The organism is Dokdonella koreensis DS-123 (genome assembly GCF_001632775.1).
Taxonomy (GTDB): Bacteria; Pseudomonadota; Gammaproteobacteria; order Xanthomonadales; family Rhodanobacteraceae; genus Dokdonella; species Dokdonella koreensis.
Window position 1 is genome coordinate 2119650 of record NZ_CP015249.1, and the last position, 17023, is coordinate 2136672.

General features: G+C 71.1%; 13 protein-coding genes. 8 read left to right on the top strand and 5 right to left on the bottom strand.

Translation table 11 applies throughout. From position 1 onward, the window contains the following. Positions 1–9: 9 nt before the first annotated feature. Complete coding sequence (gene smc / locus I596_RS08555; protein WP_067646448.1) at positions 10–3513, top strand: chromosome segregation protein SMC; 3504 nt, start codon at positions 10–12, stop codon at positions 3511–3513. Between the two features lie 26 nt (positions 3514–3539). Continuing rightward, positions 3540–4295 carry a cell division protein ZipA gene (gene zipA, locus I596_RS08560; protein ID WP_067646451.1) on the top strand — a complete coding sequence of 252 codons (756 nt, stop codon included), beginning with the start codon at positions 3540–3542 and terminating at the stop codon, positions 4293–4295. 36 nt (positions 4296–4331) lie between these two features. On the opposite strand, the gene I596_RS08565 is transcribed toward zipA, so the two are convergent. Beyond that, positions 4332–5039 carry a DUF3108 domain-containing protein gene (locus tag I596_RS08565; RefSeq protein WP_067646454.1) on the bottom strand — a complete coding sequence of 236 codons (708 nt, stop codon included), beginning with the start codon at positions 5037–5039 and terminating at the stop codon, positions 4332–4334. 332 nt (positions 5040–5371) lie between these two features. Between I596_RS08565 and I596_RS08570 the strand changes: the two genes are divergently transcribed. Together I596_RS08570 and I596_RS08575 are read left to right on the top strand one after the other, a co-directional pair. Beyond that, on the top strand, positions 5372–6028 hold the full coding sequence (locus I596_RS08570) for a hypothetical protein (protein WP_150132081.1): 657 nt from the start codon (positions 5372–5374) through the stop codon (positions 6026–6028). Positions 6029–6039: 11 nt separating this feature from the next. Further along, a complete protein-coding gene (locus I596_RS08575; protein ID WP_067646459.1) occupies positions 6040–9933 on the top strand; it encodes a beta strand repeat-containing protein in 3894 nt (1297 codons plus the stop codon). A gap of 159 nt (positions 9934–10092) precedes the next feature. On the opposite strand, the gene purN is transcribed toward I596_RS08575, so the two are convergent. Together purN and purM are read right to left on the bottom strand one after the other, a co-directional pair. Then, positions 10093–10767 carry a phosphoribosylglycinamide formyltransferase gene (gene purN, locus I596_RS08580; RefSeq protein WP_067646462.1) on the bottom strand — a complete coding sequence of 225 codons (675 nt, stop codon included), beginning with the start codon at positions 10765–10767 and terminating at the stop codon, positions 10093–10095. Beyond that, positions 10751–11818, bottom strand: a complete 1068-nt coding sequence (gene purM, locus I596_RS08585) for a phosphoribosylformylglycinamidine cyclo-ligase (protein WP_223303939.1) — start codon at positions 11816–11818, stop codon at positions 10751–10753. Before purM ends, purN begins: the two co-directional genes overlap by 17 nt. A gap of 204 nt (positions 11819–12022) precedes the next feature. Here purM and I596_RS08590 point away from each other — a divergent pair, with 204 nt between their 5' ends. From I596_RS08590 to hda, 4 genes are all read left to right on the top strand, one after another. Continuing rightward, on the top strand, positions 12023–12652 hold the full coding sequence (locus I596_RS08590; RefSeq protein WP_067646468.1) for a DUF2066 domain-containing protein: 630 nt from the start codon (positions 12023–12025) through the stop codon (positions 12650–12652). A 9-nt stretch (positions 12653–12661) separates the two neighbouring features. Next, positions 12662–13219, top strand: coding sequence for a CDP-alcohol phosphatidyltransferase family protein (locus I596_RS08595; protein WP_067646471.1), 558 nt, complete (start codon positions 12662–12664; stop codon positions 13217–13219). 109 nt (positions 13220–13328) lie between these two features. Then, positions 13329–14513: an AI-2E family transporter gene (locus tag I596_RS08600; RefSeq protein ID WP_067646474.1), complete on the top strand. Its 1185-nt coding sequence runs from the start codon at positions 13329–13331 to the stop codon at positions 14511–14513. Next, a complete protein-coding gene (hda, locus tag I596_RS08605) occupies positions 14510–15211 on the top strand; it encodes a DnaA regulatory inactivator Hda (protein ID WP_067646477.1) in 702 nt (233 codons plus the stop codon). Before I596_RS08600 ends, hda begins: the two co-directional genes overlap by 4 nt. Positions 15212–15214: 3 nt before the next feature. On the opposite strand, the gene murU is transcribed toward hda, so the two are convergent. Then, the gene (gene murU, locus I596_RS08610) at positions 15215–15904 is read right to left on the bottom strand and encodes an N-acetylmuramate alpha-1-phosphate uridylyltransferase MurU (RefSeq protein ID WP_067651646.1); all 690 of its coding nucleotides are present in this window, start codon (positions 15902–15904) and stop codon (positions 15215–15217) included. A 14-nt stretch (positions 15905–15918) separates the two neighbouring features. Then, positions 15919–16920, bottom strand: a complete 1002-nt coding sequence (locus I596_RS08615) for an aminoglycoside phosphotransferase family protein (RefSeq protein WP_067646479.1) — start codon at positions 16918–16920, stop codon at positions 15919–15921. Between the last annotated feature and the right edge of the window lie 103 nt (positions 16921–17023).

Consider the following 17023-nt stretch of genomic DNA (forward strand, 5'->3'; position numbering starts at 1 on the left):
CCCGCACCGATGCGACTGAGCGCGATCAAGCTGTCCGGATTCAAGTCGTTCGTCGATCCGACCACGCTGCACCTGCCCACCAACATGACCGGCATCGTCGGTCCGAACGGCTGCGGCAAGTCCAACATCATCGACGCGATCCGCTGGGTGCTCGGCGAGAGCGCCGCCAGCCGGCTGCGCGGCGACGCGCTGACCGACGTGATCTTCTCCGGGTCGTCCGGCCGCAAGCCGGTCGGCAGCGCCACCGTCGAGCTGATCTTCGACAACAGCGACGGCACGCTGCTGGGCGAGTACGCCGGATACAACGAGATCTCGATCAAGCGCAGCGTCTCGCGCGACGGCCAGTCGCAGTACTTCCTCAACGGCGGCCGCTGCCGGCGGCGCGACATCACCGACGTCTTCCTCGGCACCGGCCTCGGGCCGCGCAGCTACTCGATCATCGAGCAGGGCATGATCAGCCAGATCATCGAGGCCGATCCGGAGCAGTTGCGTAGCCACCTGGAAGAGGCGGCCGGCATCTCCAAGTACAAGGAGCGCCGCAAGGAGACCGAGAGCCGGATCAAGGCGACGCGCGAGAACCTCGACCGCGTGCGCGACGTCCGCGACGAGGTCGACAAGCAGCTCGAGCACCTCAAGCGCCAGGCACGGGCCGCGGAACGCTGGCAGGAATACAAGACCGAGCAGAAGAAGAAGGAAGCCGAACTCAAGGCCCTGACGCTGCGCGAGGCGCAGGCGGAGCTCGAAGGCCGTTCCAGTGCGCTGCGCGGGGTGGAGCTGGAGATCGAGCGGCTGCTGGCCGGGCAGCGCGAGCGCGAGGCGAAGATCGAGACCTGCCGCGAGCGGCATTCCGCGGCGAGCGAGCACCTGAACGCCGTGCAGGGCGAGGTCTACCGCGTCGGCGCCGACATCGCCCGCGTCGAGCAGCAGATCCGCCACAACCGCGAGATGGCCGAGCAGCTCGGCCGCGCCCGCGAGCAGTCCGCGCGTGCGCACGATGAGATCAGCGAGCACATCGCGGCCGACGTCGAGCAGATCGAGGGCCTGCGGGCCGCCCTGTCCGACCACGAGCCGCAGCTGGCCGCCCTGCGCGAGAGCGACGAGGGCACGGCCGAGGCCGCGCGCGAGGCCGAACTGCGACTGACCCAGTGGCAGTCCCAATGGGATGCGTACGCCGGTTCCAGTTCCGAGGCGGCGCAGGCGGCCGAGGTCGAACGTACGCGACTGGACTACCTGGATCGCCAGTGCCTGGAAGCGGACAGGCGCCGCGAGGCGCTGCAGTCCGAACGCGCCGCCGCCGACCTGGGCGAACTGGGGCGCGTGCTGGAGAGCCTGCAGGACGACCATGACGGCCTGCGCGAGCAGGTCGATACCTTCACCGGCACGCTCGACGAACGCCGCATGGCGCTCGAGCAGGCGCTCGAGCACGAGCGCGGCACGCAGGCGCTGCTGAGCGGGCGCCGCGGCGAGCTGGAGAAGACGCGCGGCCGGCTGGCATCGCTGGAAGCCTTGCAGCAGGCCGCCCTGGCCGAGCACGACGGCGCATTGAAGAACTGGCTCGACCAGGCCGGCATCGGCCACGCGCGCCGGCTCGGTGCGGCGCTGGATGTCGATCCGGGCTGGGAACGCGCGGTCGAGACCGTGCTCGATGGCTGGCTCGAGGCGGTCCTGGTCGAGGCGCCCGAGGCGCTCGCCGGCGAGCTGGCCGGGCTGGCCGATGCCGACCTGACGCTGCTGGCCGAAGGCGGGACGTCGTCGGCGACCCTCGCGCGGGGTCTGGCCCTGCACGTGCGCGGGCCGGCGGCGGTGCTGGCGCGCCTGGCCGACGTGCAGACGGCCGATACGCTGCCGGCGGCGCGAGTACGGCTCGGGCAGCTGGCGCCCGGCGAATCGATCGTCACGCCGGAGGGCGAGTGGCTGGGGCAGGGCTTCGCGCGCATCGCGCGCGGCGGCGGCGCCCAAGTCGGCGTGCTGGCGCGCGAACGCGAGATCCAGGTGCTGCAGCAGCGCCTGGAGGATCTGGAACGCCAGATCGAGGAAACCTCCGCCGGCCTCGACGACGGCAAGCTGGCGCGGATCGAGGCCGAGCGGCTGCGCGACGACGCCCAGCGCGAGCTCTACACAGCGCACCGGCGCCTGGCCGAGCTGGCCGGGCAGCTGCAAAGCCAGCGTGGGCGCCTGGGCACCGCGCAGGAACGCATCGGACGCATCGAGACCGAACTGGGCGAGCTGGCCGGCAAGCTCGACCACGACCGCGAGCAGGCACGCGAGGCGCGCGGCCGCCTCGAGACCGCGCTGTCGCGCATGGGCGATCTGGAACAGCAGCGCCAGGCGCTGGACGGCGAGCGCCGGCGCCTGCTGGAGGCGCGCGAGGAAGCACGCATGAACGCGCGCGAGGCGCGCGAGCAGGCGCATCAGCTGGCGTTGTCGATCGAATCCAAGCGCTCGCAGCTCACCTCGCTCGAGCAGGCGCTGCAGCGCCTGCACGGACAGCTGGCGCAGGTGGAGGCGCGCAAGGCGGAGATCGCCGCGCAGCTGGAGTCCAGCCACGATCCGATGGCCGAGCTCGACGCCGAGCGCCAGACCTACCTGGACCAGCGCCTGCTGGTGGACCGCCAGCTGGTGGAGGCACGCAAGGCGCTGGAGGATTGCGACGTCGAGCTGCGGCGCCTCGAGCAGGAGCGGCACCTGCACGAGCAGACGCTCAACGAGCAGCGCGAGCAACTGGCCAACCTGCGGCTCAACGAGCAGGAGAACAAGCTCCGTGCGCAGGCCCTGGTCGCCGCGATCGGCGAGGCCGGGTTCGCGATCGAGGAGATCCTCGCGACCCTGCCCGAGCAGGCCGACCTGGCGCTGTGGCAGACCGAGCTGGCGGACCTGGGGCAGAAGATCGCACGCCTGGAGCCGGTCAACCTGGCGGCGATCCAGGAATACGAGGAACAGTCGCAGCGCAAGGACTACCTCGACGCGCAGCTGGCGGACCTGGCATCGGCACTGGAAACGCTCGAAGGGGCGATCCAGAAGATCGACAAGGAAACCCGCCAGCGCTTCCGCGAGACCTTCGAGCGCGTCAACGCCGGCGTGCAGGAACTGTTCCCGCGCCTGTTCGGCGGCGGACACGCCTACCTGGAACTGACCGGCGAGGACCTCCTGTCGACCGGCGTCTCGATCATGGCGCGTCCGCCCGGCAAGCGCGTCACGTCGATCTCGCTGCTGTCCGGCGGCGAGAAGGCGCTGACCGCGGTGGCGCTGGTGTTCTCGATCTTCCGGCTCAATCCGGCGCCGTTCTGCCTGCTCGACGAGGTCGACGCGCCGCTGGACGAGGCCAACGTCGGCCGCTTCTCGAACATGGTCGGCGAGATGAGCGAGCGTGTTCAATTCATCTTCGTCACCCACAACAAGAGCACGATGGAAGCGGCTCGCCAGTTGTGCGGCGTTACCATGCGTGAGCCCGGCGTTTCGCGTCTGGTCCAGGTCGACCTGGCCGAAGCGGCGAAGCTGGCCGGAGCCGCCTGAGCGGACCGCGACGAGAGGAGGGTGTGATGGAGCAAACAGCCTTGAGCGCCACCGAGTTGCGCGTGATCATCGGCGTGATCGGCGTGATCGCCTTCATGCTGATCTACCTGTTCGGACGGCCGCGCAAGCCGGAACAGGGCAAGCGCACGCCACCGCGCAGCGGCGAGGCAGGGCGGGTCGAGCCGGTGCTCGGCGAAGTCGGCGCCGAAGCGGCCGACGCCGATCACGCGCCGAGCCAGGGCGAGCTGCCGATGCCGGTCGACGCCGTTGCCGATCCCGGCGAGAAGCCGGTGCACGTGCCGCGGCGTTCGTCGCTCGGCGCGCGGCCGGAAGGCCAGATCGAACGCATCGTGACGCTGTACGTGGCGGCCCGCGCCGACCGGACGATCGGAGGAACCGACCTGGTGGTGGCCGCGGAGAAGGCCGGCCTGGAGTTCGGCGACATGGGCATCTTCCATCGCCTCGCGCCCGGCAAGGCGGAGCAGGGGCCGGTCTTCAGCATGGCGCAGATGACCCGCCCGGGCAGTTTCGACATGGCGCAGATCGACACGTTGCAGACGCCCGGCATCACGTTGTTCATGACCCTTCCCGGGCCGGTGCCCGCGCTCGATGCCTGGGAGGCGATGCTGCCGGCCGCGCAGCGGCTGGCCGAGCTGCTCGGCGGCGTGGTGCTGGACGAGCAGCGCAACGCGCTCGGGCGCCAGCGCGTGGCACACCTGCGCGACGAGCTGCGTGCCTGGGACCGCGAGCAGGAGCGCAACCAGATCCGTCCGCGCTGGTAGCGGGCGGCGCCTGCCGGCCCGGACCGGGCCTGGCGCTCAGTTGCGGCCGAACGACTTCAGCCGCAGCGTGATGGTCTCGTTCTTCTTGCCGTCGCTCTGCTCGATCTGCACCGGCAGCCAGCCGGCGGACGCAGCGAACCAGCTGGTCGATACCCGCGGTCCGCGTTCGCGCGTGACGCGCACCGCGCGGAACTCGCCGGCCGGGACGCGCACCGCTTCTTCACCCTGCCGCGCATAGTGCAGGGTCTCGATCCCGTCCATGCCGGCGACCGGGTAGTCGAGCGCCTGCGTGCCGCGCGCCAGGTCGGCGGCGATCGCCAGCGTCACGGCATGGCGGTCGAGCGTTCCGGCCTGCAGCGGGAAGCGCTTCGCGCCGTCCTGGTCGCTCATCTGGACCTCGGCCCGATCCCAGTCGAACGCGCCGCGGCGCGTGCGCTTCTTCAACAGCGCGTCCTGCTGGTACTCGTAGGCGGTGCTTTCCAGGCGCTCGTCGCGCCAGCGCAGCCGCGACTGCTCGGTCACGTCCAGGCCGGCCACCTTGGCCAATCCCTGCGTCCCCTGCGTACGCGAGCGGAACACCCAGGCGCCATCGCCGTCGGCGGCCAGGTCCAGGGTCGCGCTGCCGAGCTCGCTGCCATTGCGCGAGACGCTGTACTCGGCGTGGAACGGCTGCAGCGGCGGCGCCGGTGGCGCGGCCAGCGCCGATCCGGCGATCAGGGAAGCGATCAGGCAGAGAGGTTTCACGGGGGACTCCGAAGATGACGGGCGGCAGTCTGCGCGAGCGCAGCTGAACGGATGCGCGGAGCCTGCCGGGGCGCCTGCAGCGGGCCGGGGTGACGGCTGCGGATCAGCGAGCGCCGAAGAAAATGAATGAATATAAATAGATCAAAACTATAAGAAGTGCGAAATTCCCCATCGCACAGTCACGGCCGCTCCATTAGACTCCGCGCGTCAGCGCATGGAGGGGAGGGCCGCCCGGTGCTGATCGAGACAGCGGGCTCGCTACGGGGGAATCTGCCATGCATCGTCTTTTTCGTGCGCCTGCGCGCCGTGCCGTATCGTCCGCGCGAGTGTGCGTGCCGGTGCGCTCGATCGCGGCGATCTTCGCCATTGCCGCTGCGCCTGCGCTCCACGCGCAGACGATCGTTCCGAATGCTTACCTGCATACCGGGCTTCCGCCGTGGACGACGTTCCAGTCGGGCGCGCCCGATCCGGTCGGTACCGGCGAAGCGCCGCTCTGGCAGTCCCCGCCTGATGTCGACGGCAGCCCGACGTCCGGCTCGGCACGCATCCGCCTCACGCCGTCCGTGCAGGACGCAGCCTCCGGCATCGCGCAGTGCCTCGATTTCGCGACGCCGACCAGCGTCTCGTTCCTCAACTACGGCATGGCGTTCCGGGCACCGACCGCCGCCACGCTCGACGGCAGCATGAGCGCCGTCGTGGAGATTCGCCTGTATTCCGACCCCGGATGCACCGGTTTCCTCAGTGGTGGCACGCAAGGCCAGACGCTGGTCGCCGGCTCGCCGCCGGCGGAAACCTGGTACCGCATCGCCGACAACGGCTTCGTGCCGAACGATGCGCCGGTGATGGCGGCCAGCGCACAGGTGCGGGGTTACCTGCGCCAGACCGGCGGGCAGCCGGCGCAACCGGACTACGCGATCAACCTCGACCATTTCGTGCTCGTGCTGAACAGCACGACGCCGGTCGAGCTGATCCGCTTCCAAGTCGACTAAGGAGAGCCGCCGTGATCCATCGAATCCTGCGCAGCACGACGCTTGCGCTCCTCGCCATGGCCGCGTTCGGCGCCGTTGCGGCCCCTTGTCCCATCACCACGATCGCGCCGGCGGCCTCGCTGCCCGATGCGGCGGTCGGCGCGAACTACACGCAGTCGTTCACTGCGACCAGCAGCACCAGCCTGCCGTTCGTGTTCTCGATCACCAGCGGTCTGCCGGCCGGTACCGGCCTCGGTCTCACGTCGACCGGCGCCGCTTCCGCGGACCTGAGCGGTACGCCGACCCAGGTCGGCAGCTATGTCCTGACCGTGACCGCGACCGACACCTCCGGCTGCAGCGGCGGCCGGACCTACGCGTTCGACGTCGCGCAGGGTACGCAGACGATCGGCTTCACCTCCACCGCACCAACCGATGCGACGATCGGCGGCGCGCCGTACACGGTGTCGGCCAGCGCGACGTCGGGACTGGCGGTGGCCCTTTCGATCGATCCGGCAGCGAGCGTCGTGTGTTCGCTCGCCGGGTCCAGCGTGACGTTCCAGGGCGCCGGTACCTGCGTGATCAATGCGAACCAGGCGGGCGATGCGAACTACGCGCCGGCACCGCAGGTGCAGCAGTCGTTCGCGGTGGTCCAGGCCAGCCAGACGATCACGTTCACCTCGACGGCGCCGGCCGATGCCAGCGTCGGCGGTCCGTCCTATACCGCGTCGGCGACCGCCTCGTCGGGCCTGCCGGTGACGCTGTCGATCGACGCGTCGGCCAGCACGGTCTGTTCGATCGCCGGCGCGGTCGTCTCGTTCCAGGGCGTCGGCACCTGTGTCGTCAATGCCGACCAGGCCGGTGACGCCACCCACGCGCCGGCACCGCAGGTGCAGCAGTCGTTCGCGGTGGTCCAGGCCAGCCAGACGATCACGTTCACCTCGACGGCGCCGGCCGATGCCAGCGTCGGCGGTCCGTCCTATACCGCGTCGGCGACCGCCTCGTCGGGCCTGCCGGTGGCGCTGTCGATCGACGCGTCGGCCAGCACGGTCTGTTCGATCGCCGGCGCGGTCGTCTCGTTCCAGGGCGCCGGTACCTGCCTCGTCAACGCCAACCAGGCCGGCGACGCCACCCATGCGCCGGCGCCGCAGGTGCAGCAGTCGTTCGCGGTCGGCCCCGGTGCACAGACCATCGTGTTCACGTCGTCGGCGCCGGCCGGCGCCGTCGTCGGCGGTGCGGCCTATACGGTGTCGGCGACCGCTTCCTCGGGCCTGCCGGTGACGCTGTCGATCGACGCGTCGGCCAGCGCGGTCTGTTCGATCGCCGGCGCAGTCGTCTCGTTCCAGGGCAGCGGGACCTGCGTCATCAACGCGAACCAGCCCGGCAACGCCAACTACCTGCCGGCGCCGCAGGCGCAGCAGGGTTTCGCGGTCGGACCCGGCACCCAGACGATCACGTTCACGACGCCGGCGCCGACCACCGCCGTCGTGGCCGGAGCGACCTATGCGGTGGCCGCGAGCGCGACCTCGGGTCTGCCGGTGGTGTTCACGATCGACGCCGCCGCGGCGGCGGTCTGTTCGATCAGTGGTGCGGCCGTCAGCTTCCAGAGCGCCGGCACCTGCGTCGTCAACGCCAACCAGGCCGGCAGCGCCCATTGGAACCCGGCGCCCCAGGCGCAGCAGAGTTTCGCGGTCGGCCGCGGCAACCAGACCATCGCGTTCGCGTCGACGGCGCCGAGCGCCGCCGTGGTCGCCGGCGCGACCTATGAGGTCGCCGCGAACGCGACCTCGGGCCTGCCGGTGACGTTCACGATCGACGCTGCCGCTACGGCGGTCTGCTCGATCAGCGGTTCGACGGTCAGCTTCCAGGGGGCAGGGACCTGCATCGTCAATGCCGACCAGGCCGGCGATGCGGACTGGAACCCGGCGCCACGGCTCCAGCAGAGCTTCGCGGTCGGGCAAGGATCGCAGACGATCAGCTTCACCTCGACGCCACCGTCGAGTGCCTTCATCGGCGGCAGCTATACGGTCACGGCGACGGCGACCTCGGGCCTGCCGGTCGCATTCTCGATCGACGCGAGTGCCGGTGCGGTCTGCACGATCAGCGGTGCGGCCGTATCGTTCACCGGTGCCGGCACCTGCGTCGTCAATGCCAACCAGGCCGGCGATGCGAACTGGGGCCCGGCGCCACAGGTGCAGCAGAGCTTCAGCGTGGTGGCGTGCATCGCGCTGGATGTCGGCGAGGTGCGGCACCTGGCGGCGGGTACCGCACCGTGCGTGTTCAATCCGGACGGCATCGATGCCGAGTACACGTTCCTGCCGATCAATTTCAGCGACACCGGCGAGGTGGCGTTGAGCCTGACCGCCACCGGCATCCAGGCCGTGACCGGCCCGCCGACGCCGCGGCCGGCCAACGAGGGGCTGCCGCTCGCGCCGCTGCTCGACGCCAAGGCGGCGGACATGCACGGCATCGAGCAGCCGCCGGCGTTCCCGGACCGCCCGCACGGCCCGTCCGATCTGCTGCCGCTGCCACGCGGCACCGTCACGCCGCTGGTACCGGGGCAGCTGATCGACATCAACGCCGCCGTCGGCGGCTGCACTGCCGCGCCGGACATGCGCAAGGGGCGCGTCGAGGCGGTCACCACGGAACAATGGCCCGGCCAGCCGCTGCTGTATGCGGTGCAGGAAGTCGTCGAGACCACGCCCGGCGCGGGCGACTGGCATCCGCCGGTCGTCGGTGGCTACGCGCTGGCCGATTTCCGCGCGATCATCGATGCATTCGTGATGGAGCCGCCCGGCGACACGTCCGCCGCCAGCGGCCTGCTGGGCGCGCTACCGCGAACCGGCGCGATGGGCCTGGCGCGCGACAACCTCGGCCTGGTGACCGATGTCGACGCCAACGGCGGCGTGATCCTGTTCTACACGCCCAAGATGAACGAGCTGAGCCCGCCTGCGAGCTCGGGCGTGGCGCAGGGCATGTTCCAGCCACGCGACATGTTCTCGACCGCGAGCTGCCCGAGCAGCAACGAGGGCGAGATCCTCTACCTGATGGTGCCGGACCCGACCGGCGCCGTGAACAGCAACGTGCGCACGCTGTCGTTCTCGTTCGGCAATGCCGTCCCGACGCTGGTGCATCACTTCACGCACCTGACCAGTGCCTGGCGCCGCATCTACCTCAACGGCGGGGCGCCGCTCGAGGAGATGTGGCTGGACGAAGCGATCGCCTGGCAGATGCAGGAGCTGCTTTTCTTCAACATCTCGCTGGGCCTGGCACCGCGCATGAACGTGGCATTGGCGAACCTGACCACCGGGCCCAACGCCTCGCGGCGCGTGGCCGCGTTCAACACCTACCAGAACGTGATGTACGGCCACGACCGCACCTGGTTCTTCCAGCTCAACGGCACGAACAGCAACCGCCGCGTCGGCCCGCTGCTGCGCCAGCCGACCTCGACCGGTACGTCGCCGACCGTGCACGACAACGCCGCGCAGAACTTCTCGCCGACCTATACGTTCCTGCGCTACATGCTCGACCGCAGGAACACCGGCGACGCGGCCCTGCTCACTGCGCTGGTCAACAGCAACGCGACCGGCCTGGCCAACCTGCAGGCGGTGTTCGGCGCGTCGCCGCGCGACTGGGCGCGCGATTTCCTCGTCGCCGCCTATGCCGACGACGCTGTCGCCGCCGTGCAGCCCGAGTACAGGCTGCCGACCTGGAACTACCGTTCGGTCTATGGCGGCCTGGGCGGCTACCCGCTGACCGTCCATCCGTTGAGCGACGGCACGACGCTGACGTTCGGGCTGCGGCCTGGCGGCGGCACGCGTTACACGCGCTTCGGCATCGCGGCCGGCCAGTCGGCCGACCTGACGTTGACGGAAGGCGGCGGGCCGCCGAACGCGAACGTCGTGACGTCGATCCTGCGTACGAAGTAGGTTCGAGGACGCCGTCCGCTCGGGTCTCGAGCGGGCGGCGCCGCGCCCGGCACGATCGGGTGGCAGGAAGCGCGGGTGTCCGGTGCCTTCGGTGCCGGCCGCCGGTGCGCTTCGTGCCGATGTACCGCGTTGCCCGATCTGCGCCGCCGTGAGTGGTGGTCAGCCGGGCGCGAGTCCGCCCGGTCCGAGCTGCAGCGGCAGCGGCAGCGGCTGGCCGTCCAGGCACACGCTGGCACCGTCGAGCGCGATCCGTCCGCGCGCGATCAGGTCGACCACGGCCGGCAGCAGGCGGTGCTCCTCGGCCAGCAGGCGCGTGGCGAGCGATTCGGGCGAGTCGTCCGGCGCGACCGCGAGCGCCGCCTGCGCGATCACCGGGCCGGCGTCGAGCTCGGCGCCGACGTAGTGCACGCTGGCGCCGTGGAACGCATCGCCGGATGCCAGTGCGCGGCGGTGCGTGTCCAGGCCCGGATACTTGGGCAGCAGCGACGGATGGATGTTGATGATGCGTCCGGCCCAGGGCGCGATCACGGCCGGGTCGAGGATCCGCAGAAAGCCGGCCAGCACCACCAATGCCGGCGAGAACGCGTCCAGTTCGGCGAACAGCGCGCGATCGAAGCCGGCCCGGTCGGCGAAGTCGCGCGGCCGCAACGCCACGGTCGGGATGCCGCGTTCACGGGCGGCGGCGACCGCCGCGCAGCCGGGGCGATCGGAGAACAGCGCGGCGATGCGGACCGGCAGGGTGCCGTCGCGCGCTGCCTCGTGCAGCGCCAGGAAGTTGCTGCCGCGGCCGGATGCGAAGACGACGAGGCCGAACGCGTCAGGCGATGCGGACACGCTCGTCGCCGCTCGCGGCGACGATCTCGCCGATCGTCGCGGCCTGGAGTCCGAGCGTTTCCAGCGCATCGACCGTAGCACCGGCCTGCGCGCGCGGGACGATCAGCGTGTAGCCGATGCCGCAGTTGAACGTGCGCCACATCTCCGCGCGCTCCACCTTGCCTTCGCGCTGCAGCCAGTCGAACACGGGCGGGAGCTTCCAGGCGCTGCTCTCCAGCGCCACGCCCAGGCCCCCGGGCACGACGCGGATGATGTTCTCCTGCAGGCCGCCGCCGGTGATGTGGGCCATGCCGTGCACGGCTTGCTGCTGCATCAGCTTCAGCACCGGCTTGACGTAGATGGTGGTCGGCGCCATCAGCGCGTCGGCCAGCGTCGTGCCGTCCAGGTCGAGGTCGAACGGGTTGCCGGCGCGCTCGGCGATGCGGCGGATCAGCGAGTAGCCGTTCGAGTGCGGACCGCTGGAGAGAACGCCGACGATCGCGTCGCCGGCCTGGATGCGGCTGCCGTCGATCAATGCGATCTTCTCGACCGCGCCCACGCAGAAGCCGGCCAGGTCGTACTCGCCCGGCGGGTACATGTCCGGCATCTCGGCGGTTTCGCCGCCGACCAGCGCGCAGCCGGCCAGCTCGCAGCCCTTGGCGATGCCGCCGATCACGCTGACGGTGGTGTCGACGTCGAGCTTGCCGGTGGCGAAGTAGTCGAGGAAGAACAGCGGCTCGGCGCCCTGGACCAGGACGTCGTTGACGCACATGCCGACCAGGTCGATGCCGATGGTGTCGTGGCGGCCGAGCGTCTGCGCCAGCTTGAGCTTGGTGCCGACACCGTCGGTGCCGGAGACGAGCACCGGGTCGCGGTAGCGGGCGCCCAGCTCGAACAGCGCGCCGAAGCCGCCGAGGCCGGCCATGACCTCCGGCCGGAACGTGCGCTTGACCAGGGGTTTGATGCGTTCGACGACGGCATTGCCGGCATCGATGTCGACGCCGGCGGCGCGGTAGGTGAGGGCTTCGGTCGCGTTGGCCATGTTCGCTGGGTCGGCGCGAGGGGCGCGCATGATAGCAGCGTAGGACCCGCTTATGGACGTTCGGCCGGATAGCCGCGCCGCATGCCGGTTGCGGCCCGCCACGGGCGGCGGGCGCGGGGCGCGCTTCCGGCCCCGCTGCCGCCGTTGGCCGCCCGGGCGCCCGGGCGGCGCGGTTGGACGCGGCAGCCCGGTTTGGGCAGACTTCCAGCCCCTGCCGATGCCGGATGCCCGCAGATGCTGTCGCGCTGTCTTCTGTTCCTGATCGTGATGGTCTCCTGCGCGGCGGTCCCGGCCGCCGCCGGCTCGCATACCGGCGAGGCGCCGGTGGCCTCGCAGGGCGAGGCCGATCGCGGCCCCGCGCTGGCGGTGGCGATGACCCAGGTGCTGGTGCGCCTGGCCGGCGACGAAAGCCTGGCCGGCCGCGCCGACGTGGCCCGCGAGACGGCGCGGGCCGCGACCTACATGCTGCAGTACCAGTATCGCCGCGATGTCGGCCTGGACGGCCAGCCGCAGCTGGTCCTGGTCGCCGAGTTCGACCCCGCCAGCGTGGCCGCGGTGCTCGGGCGGCTGGGCGTCGGCGTGGCCTATGCCGACCGCGGGGCGCCGACCGAGGCCCGGCTGTGGATCGGCGGCATCCGCTCGGCCGAGGATTTCGCGCGCATCATGCGCTATCTCGGCAGCCTGGACCTGGTGCGCCAGTCGGCGACGCTCGAGGCGCGCGGCGACGGCGTGCTGATGCGGGTCGCCCTGACGGTCGGCTTGCCGTATTTCCTTTCGACCGTCGACACCAGCGCGACGCTGACCGTCGTCAACGGCCAGCCACCGGTCGAGGGCGTCGACGCGACCCTGATCCTGGGGCGCTGAACGCCCGCCGTGCTTCGGCAGCTTCCCAACCTGATCACCGTGGCCAGGATCGTCCTGGTCGTCCCGCTGGCCTGGCTGATCCTGCAGCAGCGCTACGGCGAGGCCCTGGCGGTCCTCGTGGTGGCGGCGCTCAGCGACGCGATCGACGGCTTCCTGGCCAAGCAGTTCGGCTGGCAGAGCTGGATCGGGGGCATGCTCGATCCGATCGCCGATAAGCTGATGCTGATGGCGAGCTTCGTCGCCCTGGGCCTGGCTGGTGCGTTGCCGGCGTGGCTGCCGGTGCTGGTGATCGGCCGCGACGTGGTCATCGTCGCCGGCGCGCTGGCCTATCACCGCCTGATCGGCCGCTTCGATGCGGCGCCCACCGTGCTGTCCAAGCTGACGACGCTGGTGCAGATCGCCTTCGTCGTGCTGGAACTGGTGCGGCTGGCCGGCCTGACGGCCGTGCCGGGCGCGCTGCGCGACGGCGCGCTGCTGGCCGTGGTGGTGCTGACCGTGGCCAGCGGGGCCGACTACGTCCTCACCTGGGGACGCCGCGCCTGGCTGGCGCGGCGCGGCCGCCGATGAACGGCGCGGGACGCGAGCACCTCCGGCAGGCCGTGCGGCCATGGTGGTGCGCCCCCCGCTTCGCCGACAATGGACACCTGAACGGCCCCGCTTCGAGGATGTGAGCCCGATGACCGAGAACAGTCTGGACGTGCGCTGGAAGTGGCTGATCCTGGTCGCCGCGATCGGTTTCGTGCTGTACCTGCTGGGACCGGTGCTCTCACCGTTCGTCGCGGCGGCGCTGTTCGCGTACCTGTTCAATCCGCTGGTCGAGGTGCTGGAGCGCCGCGGCGTGGGGCGCGCCTGGGGCGTGAGCCTGGTCTTCATCGTGCTGACCCTGGCCCTGGTCGGGATCGTGCTGGTGCTGATCCCGTTCATCGAGCGGCAGATCGCCAACTTCCTCGAGCAGCTGCCGCGCTGGACCGCCTGGGCGCAGAACGTCGCCTCGCCGTGGGTCGAGGCGCACCTGGGCATCAGCCTCGGCAGCTTCGACAGCCAGGGCATCGTCGGCATGCTGCAGGCGCATTGGAAGGAGGCCGGGGGCTTCGCCGCCGCCGTCGTCGCGGGCGTCTCCAAGTCCGGCTTCGCGGTGCTCGGCTGGGTGCTCAACGCGGTGATCGTGCCGGTGGCGGCGTTCTACCTGCTGCGCGACTGGAACATCGTCGTGGATCGCGTGCATGCGCTGATCCCGCGTTCGATCGAGCCGGTGGTCGTGCGGCTGGCGCGCGAGTCGGACGAGACGCTGGGCGGCTTCCTGCGCGGCCAGCTCAGCGTGATGATCGTCCTCGGGATCATCTACGGCCTCGGGCTGTGGATGGTCGGCATCAGCGTCGGCCCGCTGATCGGCATGATCGCCGGGCTGATCAGCTTCGTGCCGTACCTCGGCGCGATCGTCGGCGTCGGCATGGGCATCATCGCCGCGCTGGTCCAGTACCAGGACTGGTTCCACGTGCTGCTGGTGCTGGCGGTGTTCGCGATCGGCCAGACGCTGGAGGGCTACGTGCTGGTTCCCAAGCTGGTCGGCGACCGGATCGGCATGCACCCGGTCGCCGTCATGTTCGCGATCCTGGCCGGCGGGCAGCTGTTCGGCTTCGTCGGCGTGCTGCTGGCGCTGCCGATCGCCGCGATCGTCATGGTGCTGCTGCGCTACGCCTACGAGCGCTACACGCAGAGCGAGATGTACCAGGACGTGGGCGAGGAGCCGCAGATCGTCGTCGCCGGTGACCTGTCGCGTGCCGCCACGACGGTGGTCGCCACGGAAACGATCATCGTCACCGGGCACGCGCGCGCCCAGGAGCCGCCGGCCAAGCCATGAGCGGGCAGTTGCCGCTTTCGTTGCGCTGGCCTTCGTGGCTGCGCCTGGAGCATTTCGACCCGCACGGAGCCAGCCAGGGCACGCCCGCGGCCTTGGCGGCGGCCGCGGCCGATGCCGGCGCGCCGTGGGTGTTCCTGTCCGGCCCGCGCGGCAGCGGCAAGACGCACCTGCTGGTCGCCGCCTGCCACGCCGCCCTGGCGCAGGCGCGGCGGGCACAGTACGTCGGCCTGGCCGAGCCGGGAGCCCCGCGCGGCGAACGCCTGCGCGCGCTCGGCGGCGGCGATCTGCTGGCCCTGGACGACCTGCAGGCGTTGGCTGGTGACGGCGCTGCCGAGCACGCCCTGTTCGACCTCTACAACCGCTGCCGCGCCGAAGGCACGGTCATGCTGTTCGCCGCCCAGGCGGTACCGGCCGCATTGCCGATGCAGCTGCCGGACCTGCGCTCGCGGCTGGCCGCCTGCACGCAGGGCCTGCTCAAGCCGCTCGACGAGGCCGGCCGCCGCCGCATCCTGCGCGAGCGTGCCGCGGCGCGCGGCATCGAGCTCGACGATGGCGTGATGGATTGGCTGTTCACGCGCCAGGCACGCGACCTGGCCACGCTGGTGGACTTGCTCGACCGCATCGACCGGGCGGCGCTGGCGGCGCAACGCCGCGTCACCATCCCGTTCCTGCGCCAGCTGCTGGCCGAGCCGGCCTGAGGTTCAGGCCGTGATCGCCGCTTCGGCTTCGGCCAGGCGCTCGGGCGTGCCGATGTCGAACCAGCGCCCGGTATAGCACTCGCCGCCGATACGGTTCAGCTGCATCGCCCGGCGCAGCAGCGGCGCCAGCCGGAAGCGCGGCGGTGTCCGCGCGGCTCCGGCGTCGCCGGCCAGCGCCTCGCGCCAGCCGTCGAACAGCGCGGCGCGGAAGACGCCGATGCCGGCATAGGTCAGCCGGGGAGCGCCATCGCCGTGGACGCGGCCGGCTTCCAGCCGGAAATCGCCGTCGCCGCCGTGGGCGGGCGGCGGCACCAGGACCAGGTGGGCCCAGTCATCGGTCAGTGCCGGCAGGCTGGACAGGGCGTAGTCGCTCCAGACGTCGCCGTTGACCAGGACGAAGGGAGCCTCGCCGAGCAGGGGCAGGGCGTTGAGCATGCCGCCGCCGGTTTCCAGCGGCTCCGAGCCTTCGGGGCGGTAGTGGATCGCCAATCCCCAGCGCGCGCCGTCGCCGAGCGCGGCGGGAAAGCGGTCGGCCAGGTGCGAGGTGTTGACGACCACGTCGCGTATTCCCGCATCGGCCAGCCTTTCCAGGTGCCACTCGATCAGGGGCTTGCCGGCGACCGGCAGCAGCGGCTTGGGCGTGGTATCGGTCAGCGGCCGCAGGCGCTCGCCGCGGCCGGCGGCGAAAATCATCGCTTGGCGGAACACTAGGCCGCGTCCGCCGGAGCGTACCGGCGCAGCAGCTGCTCCAGACCGGCCAGCTCCGGATAGACGGGCAGGACCTCGAACAGGTAGCGGAAGAAGCGCGGCGTGTCGGTCAGGTACTTGGGCTTGCCGTCACGGTAGTTGACGCGCGTGAAGACGCCGATCACCTTCAGGTGGCGCTGGATGCCGATCCAGTCGACGTCGCGGCGGAACGGTTCCCATTCGGGCACCGGCAGGCGGCCCGCGCGTGCCTGGGCGTGGTAGCTGCGCAGCCAGTCCTCGACGGCGGCGGCCGGCCAGCTGGCGAACGCGTCCTTGACCAGGCTGAGCGGGTCGTAGGCGATCGGGCCGACGCAGGCGTCCTGGAAGTCGAGCACGCCGGGTACGTCCGCGCTGCCGACCGGCGGCATCAGGTTGCGCAGCATGTAGTCGCGGTGCACGAGCACCTGCGGCTGCGCCAGCGCCGCCGATACCAGGCGTTCGCGCGCATCCTGCCAGGCCGCCCGGTCCGCGCCGTCCAGCGTGACGCCGCAATGGCGCGCCAGGTACCAGTCCGGGAAGAGGTCCAGCTCCTGCTCCAGCAAGGCTCGCCCGTACGGCGGCAGCCAGTCCGGCGGCGCCATGCGTTGCAGCCGTACCAGCTCGACGATCGCCGCGGCGATGTGCGGCGCCGGGTCGGCCCCGGCCTGGATCGTTTCGAGGCAGGTGCGCTCGCCGAGGTCGGACATCAGCAGGAAGCCCTGGTCCAGGTCTTCGGCGAGGATCTCCGGGACGTTGAGGCCGGCGGTGCGCAGCAGGCCCGCCACCCGCAGGAAGGGGCCGCATTCGACCTTGTCGGGCGGTGCGTCCATGACGATGCGCGACGGCTGGCCCGTGGCGTGGACGCGCCAGTAGCTGCGGTAGCCCAGGTCGGCGGAGGCCGGGACGATCCGGAAGGTGCCGGCGGGAAGGTGGTCGGCGACGAAGCGGTGCAGCGCCTGGTGGCGGTCGGCGATCGGCGGCATCGGAAGCGGGGCAGGGGTGGTCGAACGGCCCGCCAGTCTAGCCGAGCGGTGGTTTGACCGCTGCGGTCAAAATCAGTACCATTTCGGTACTTATTCGATCGTC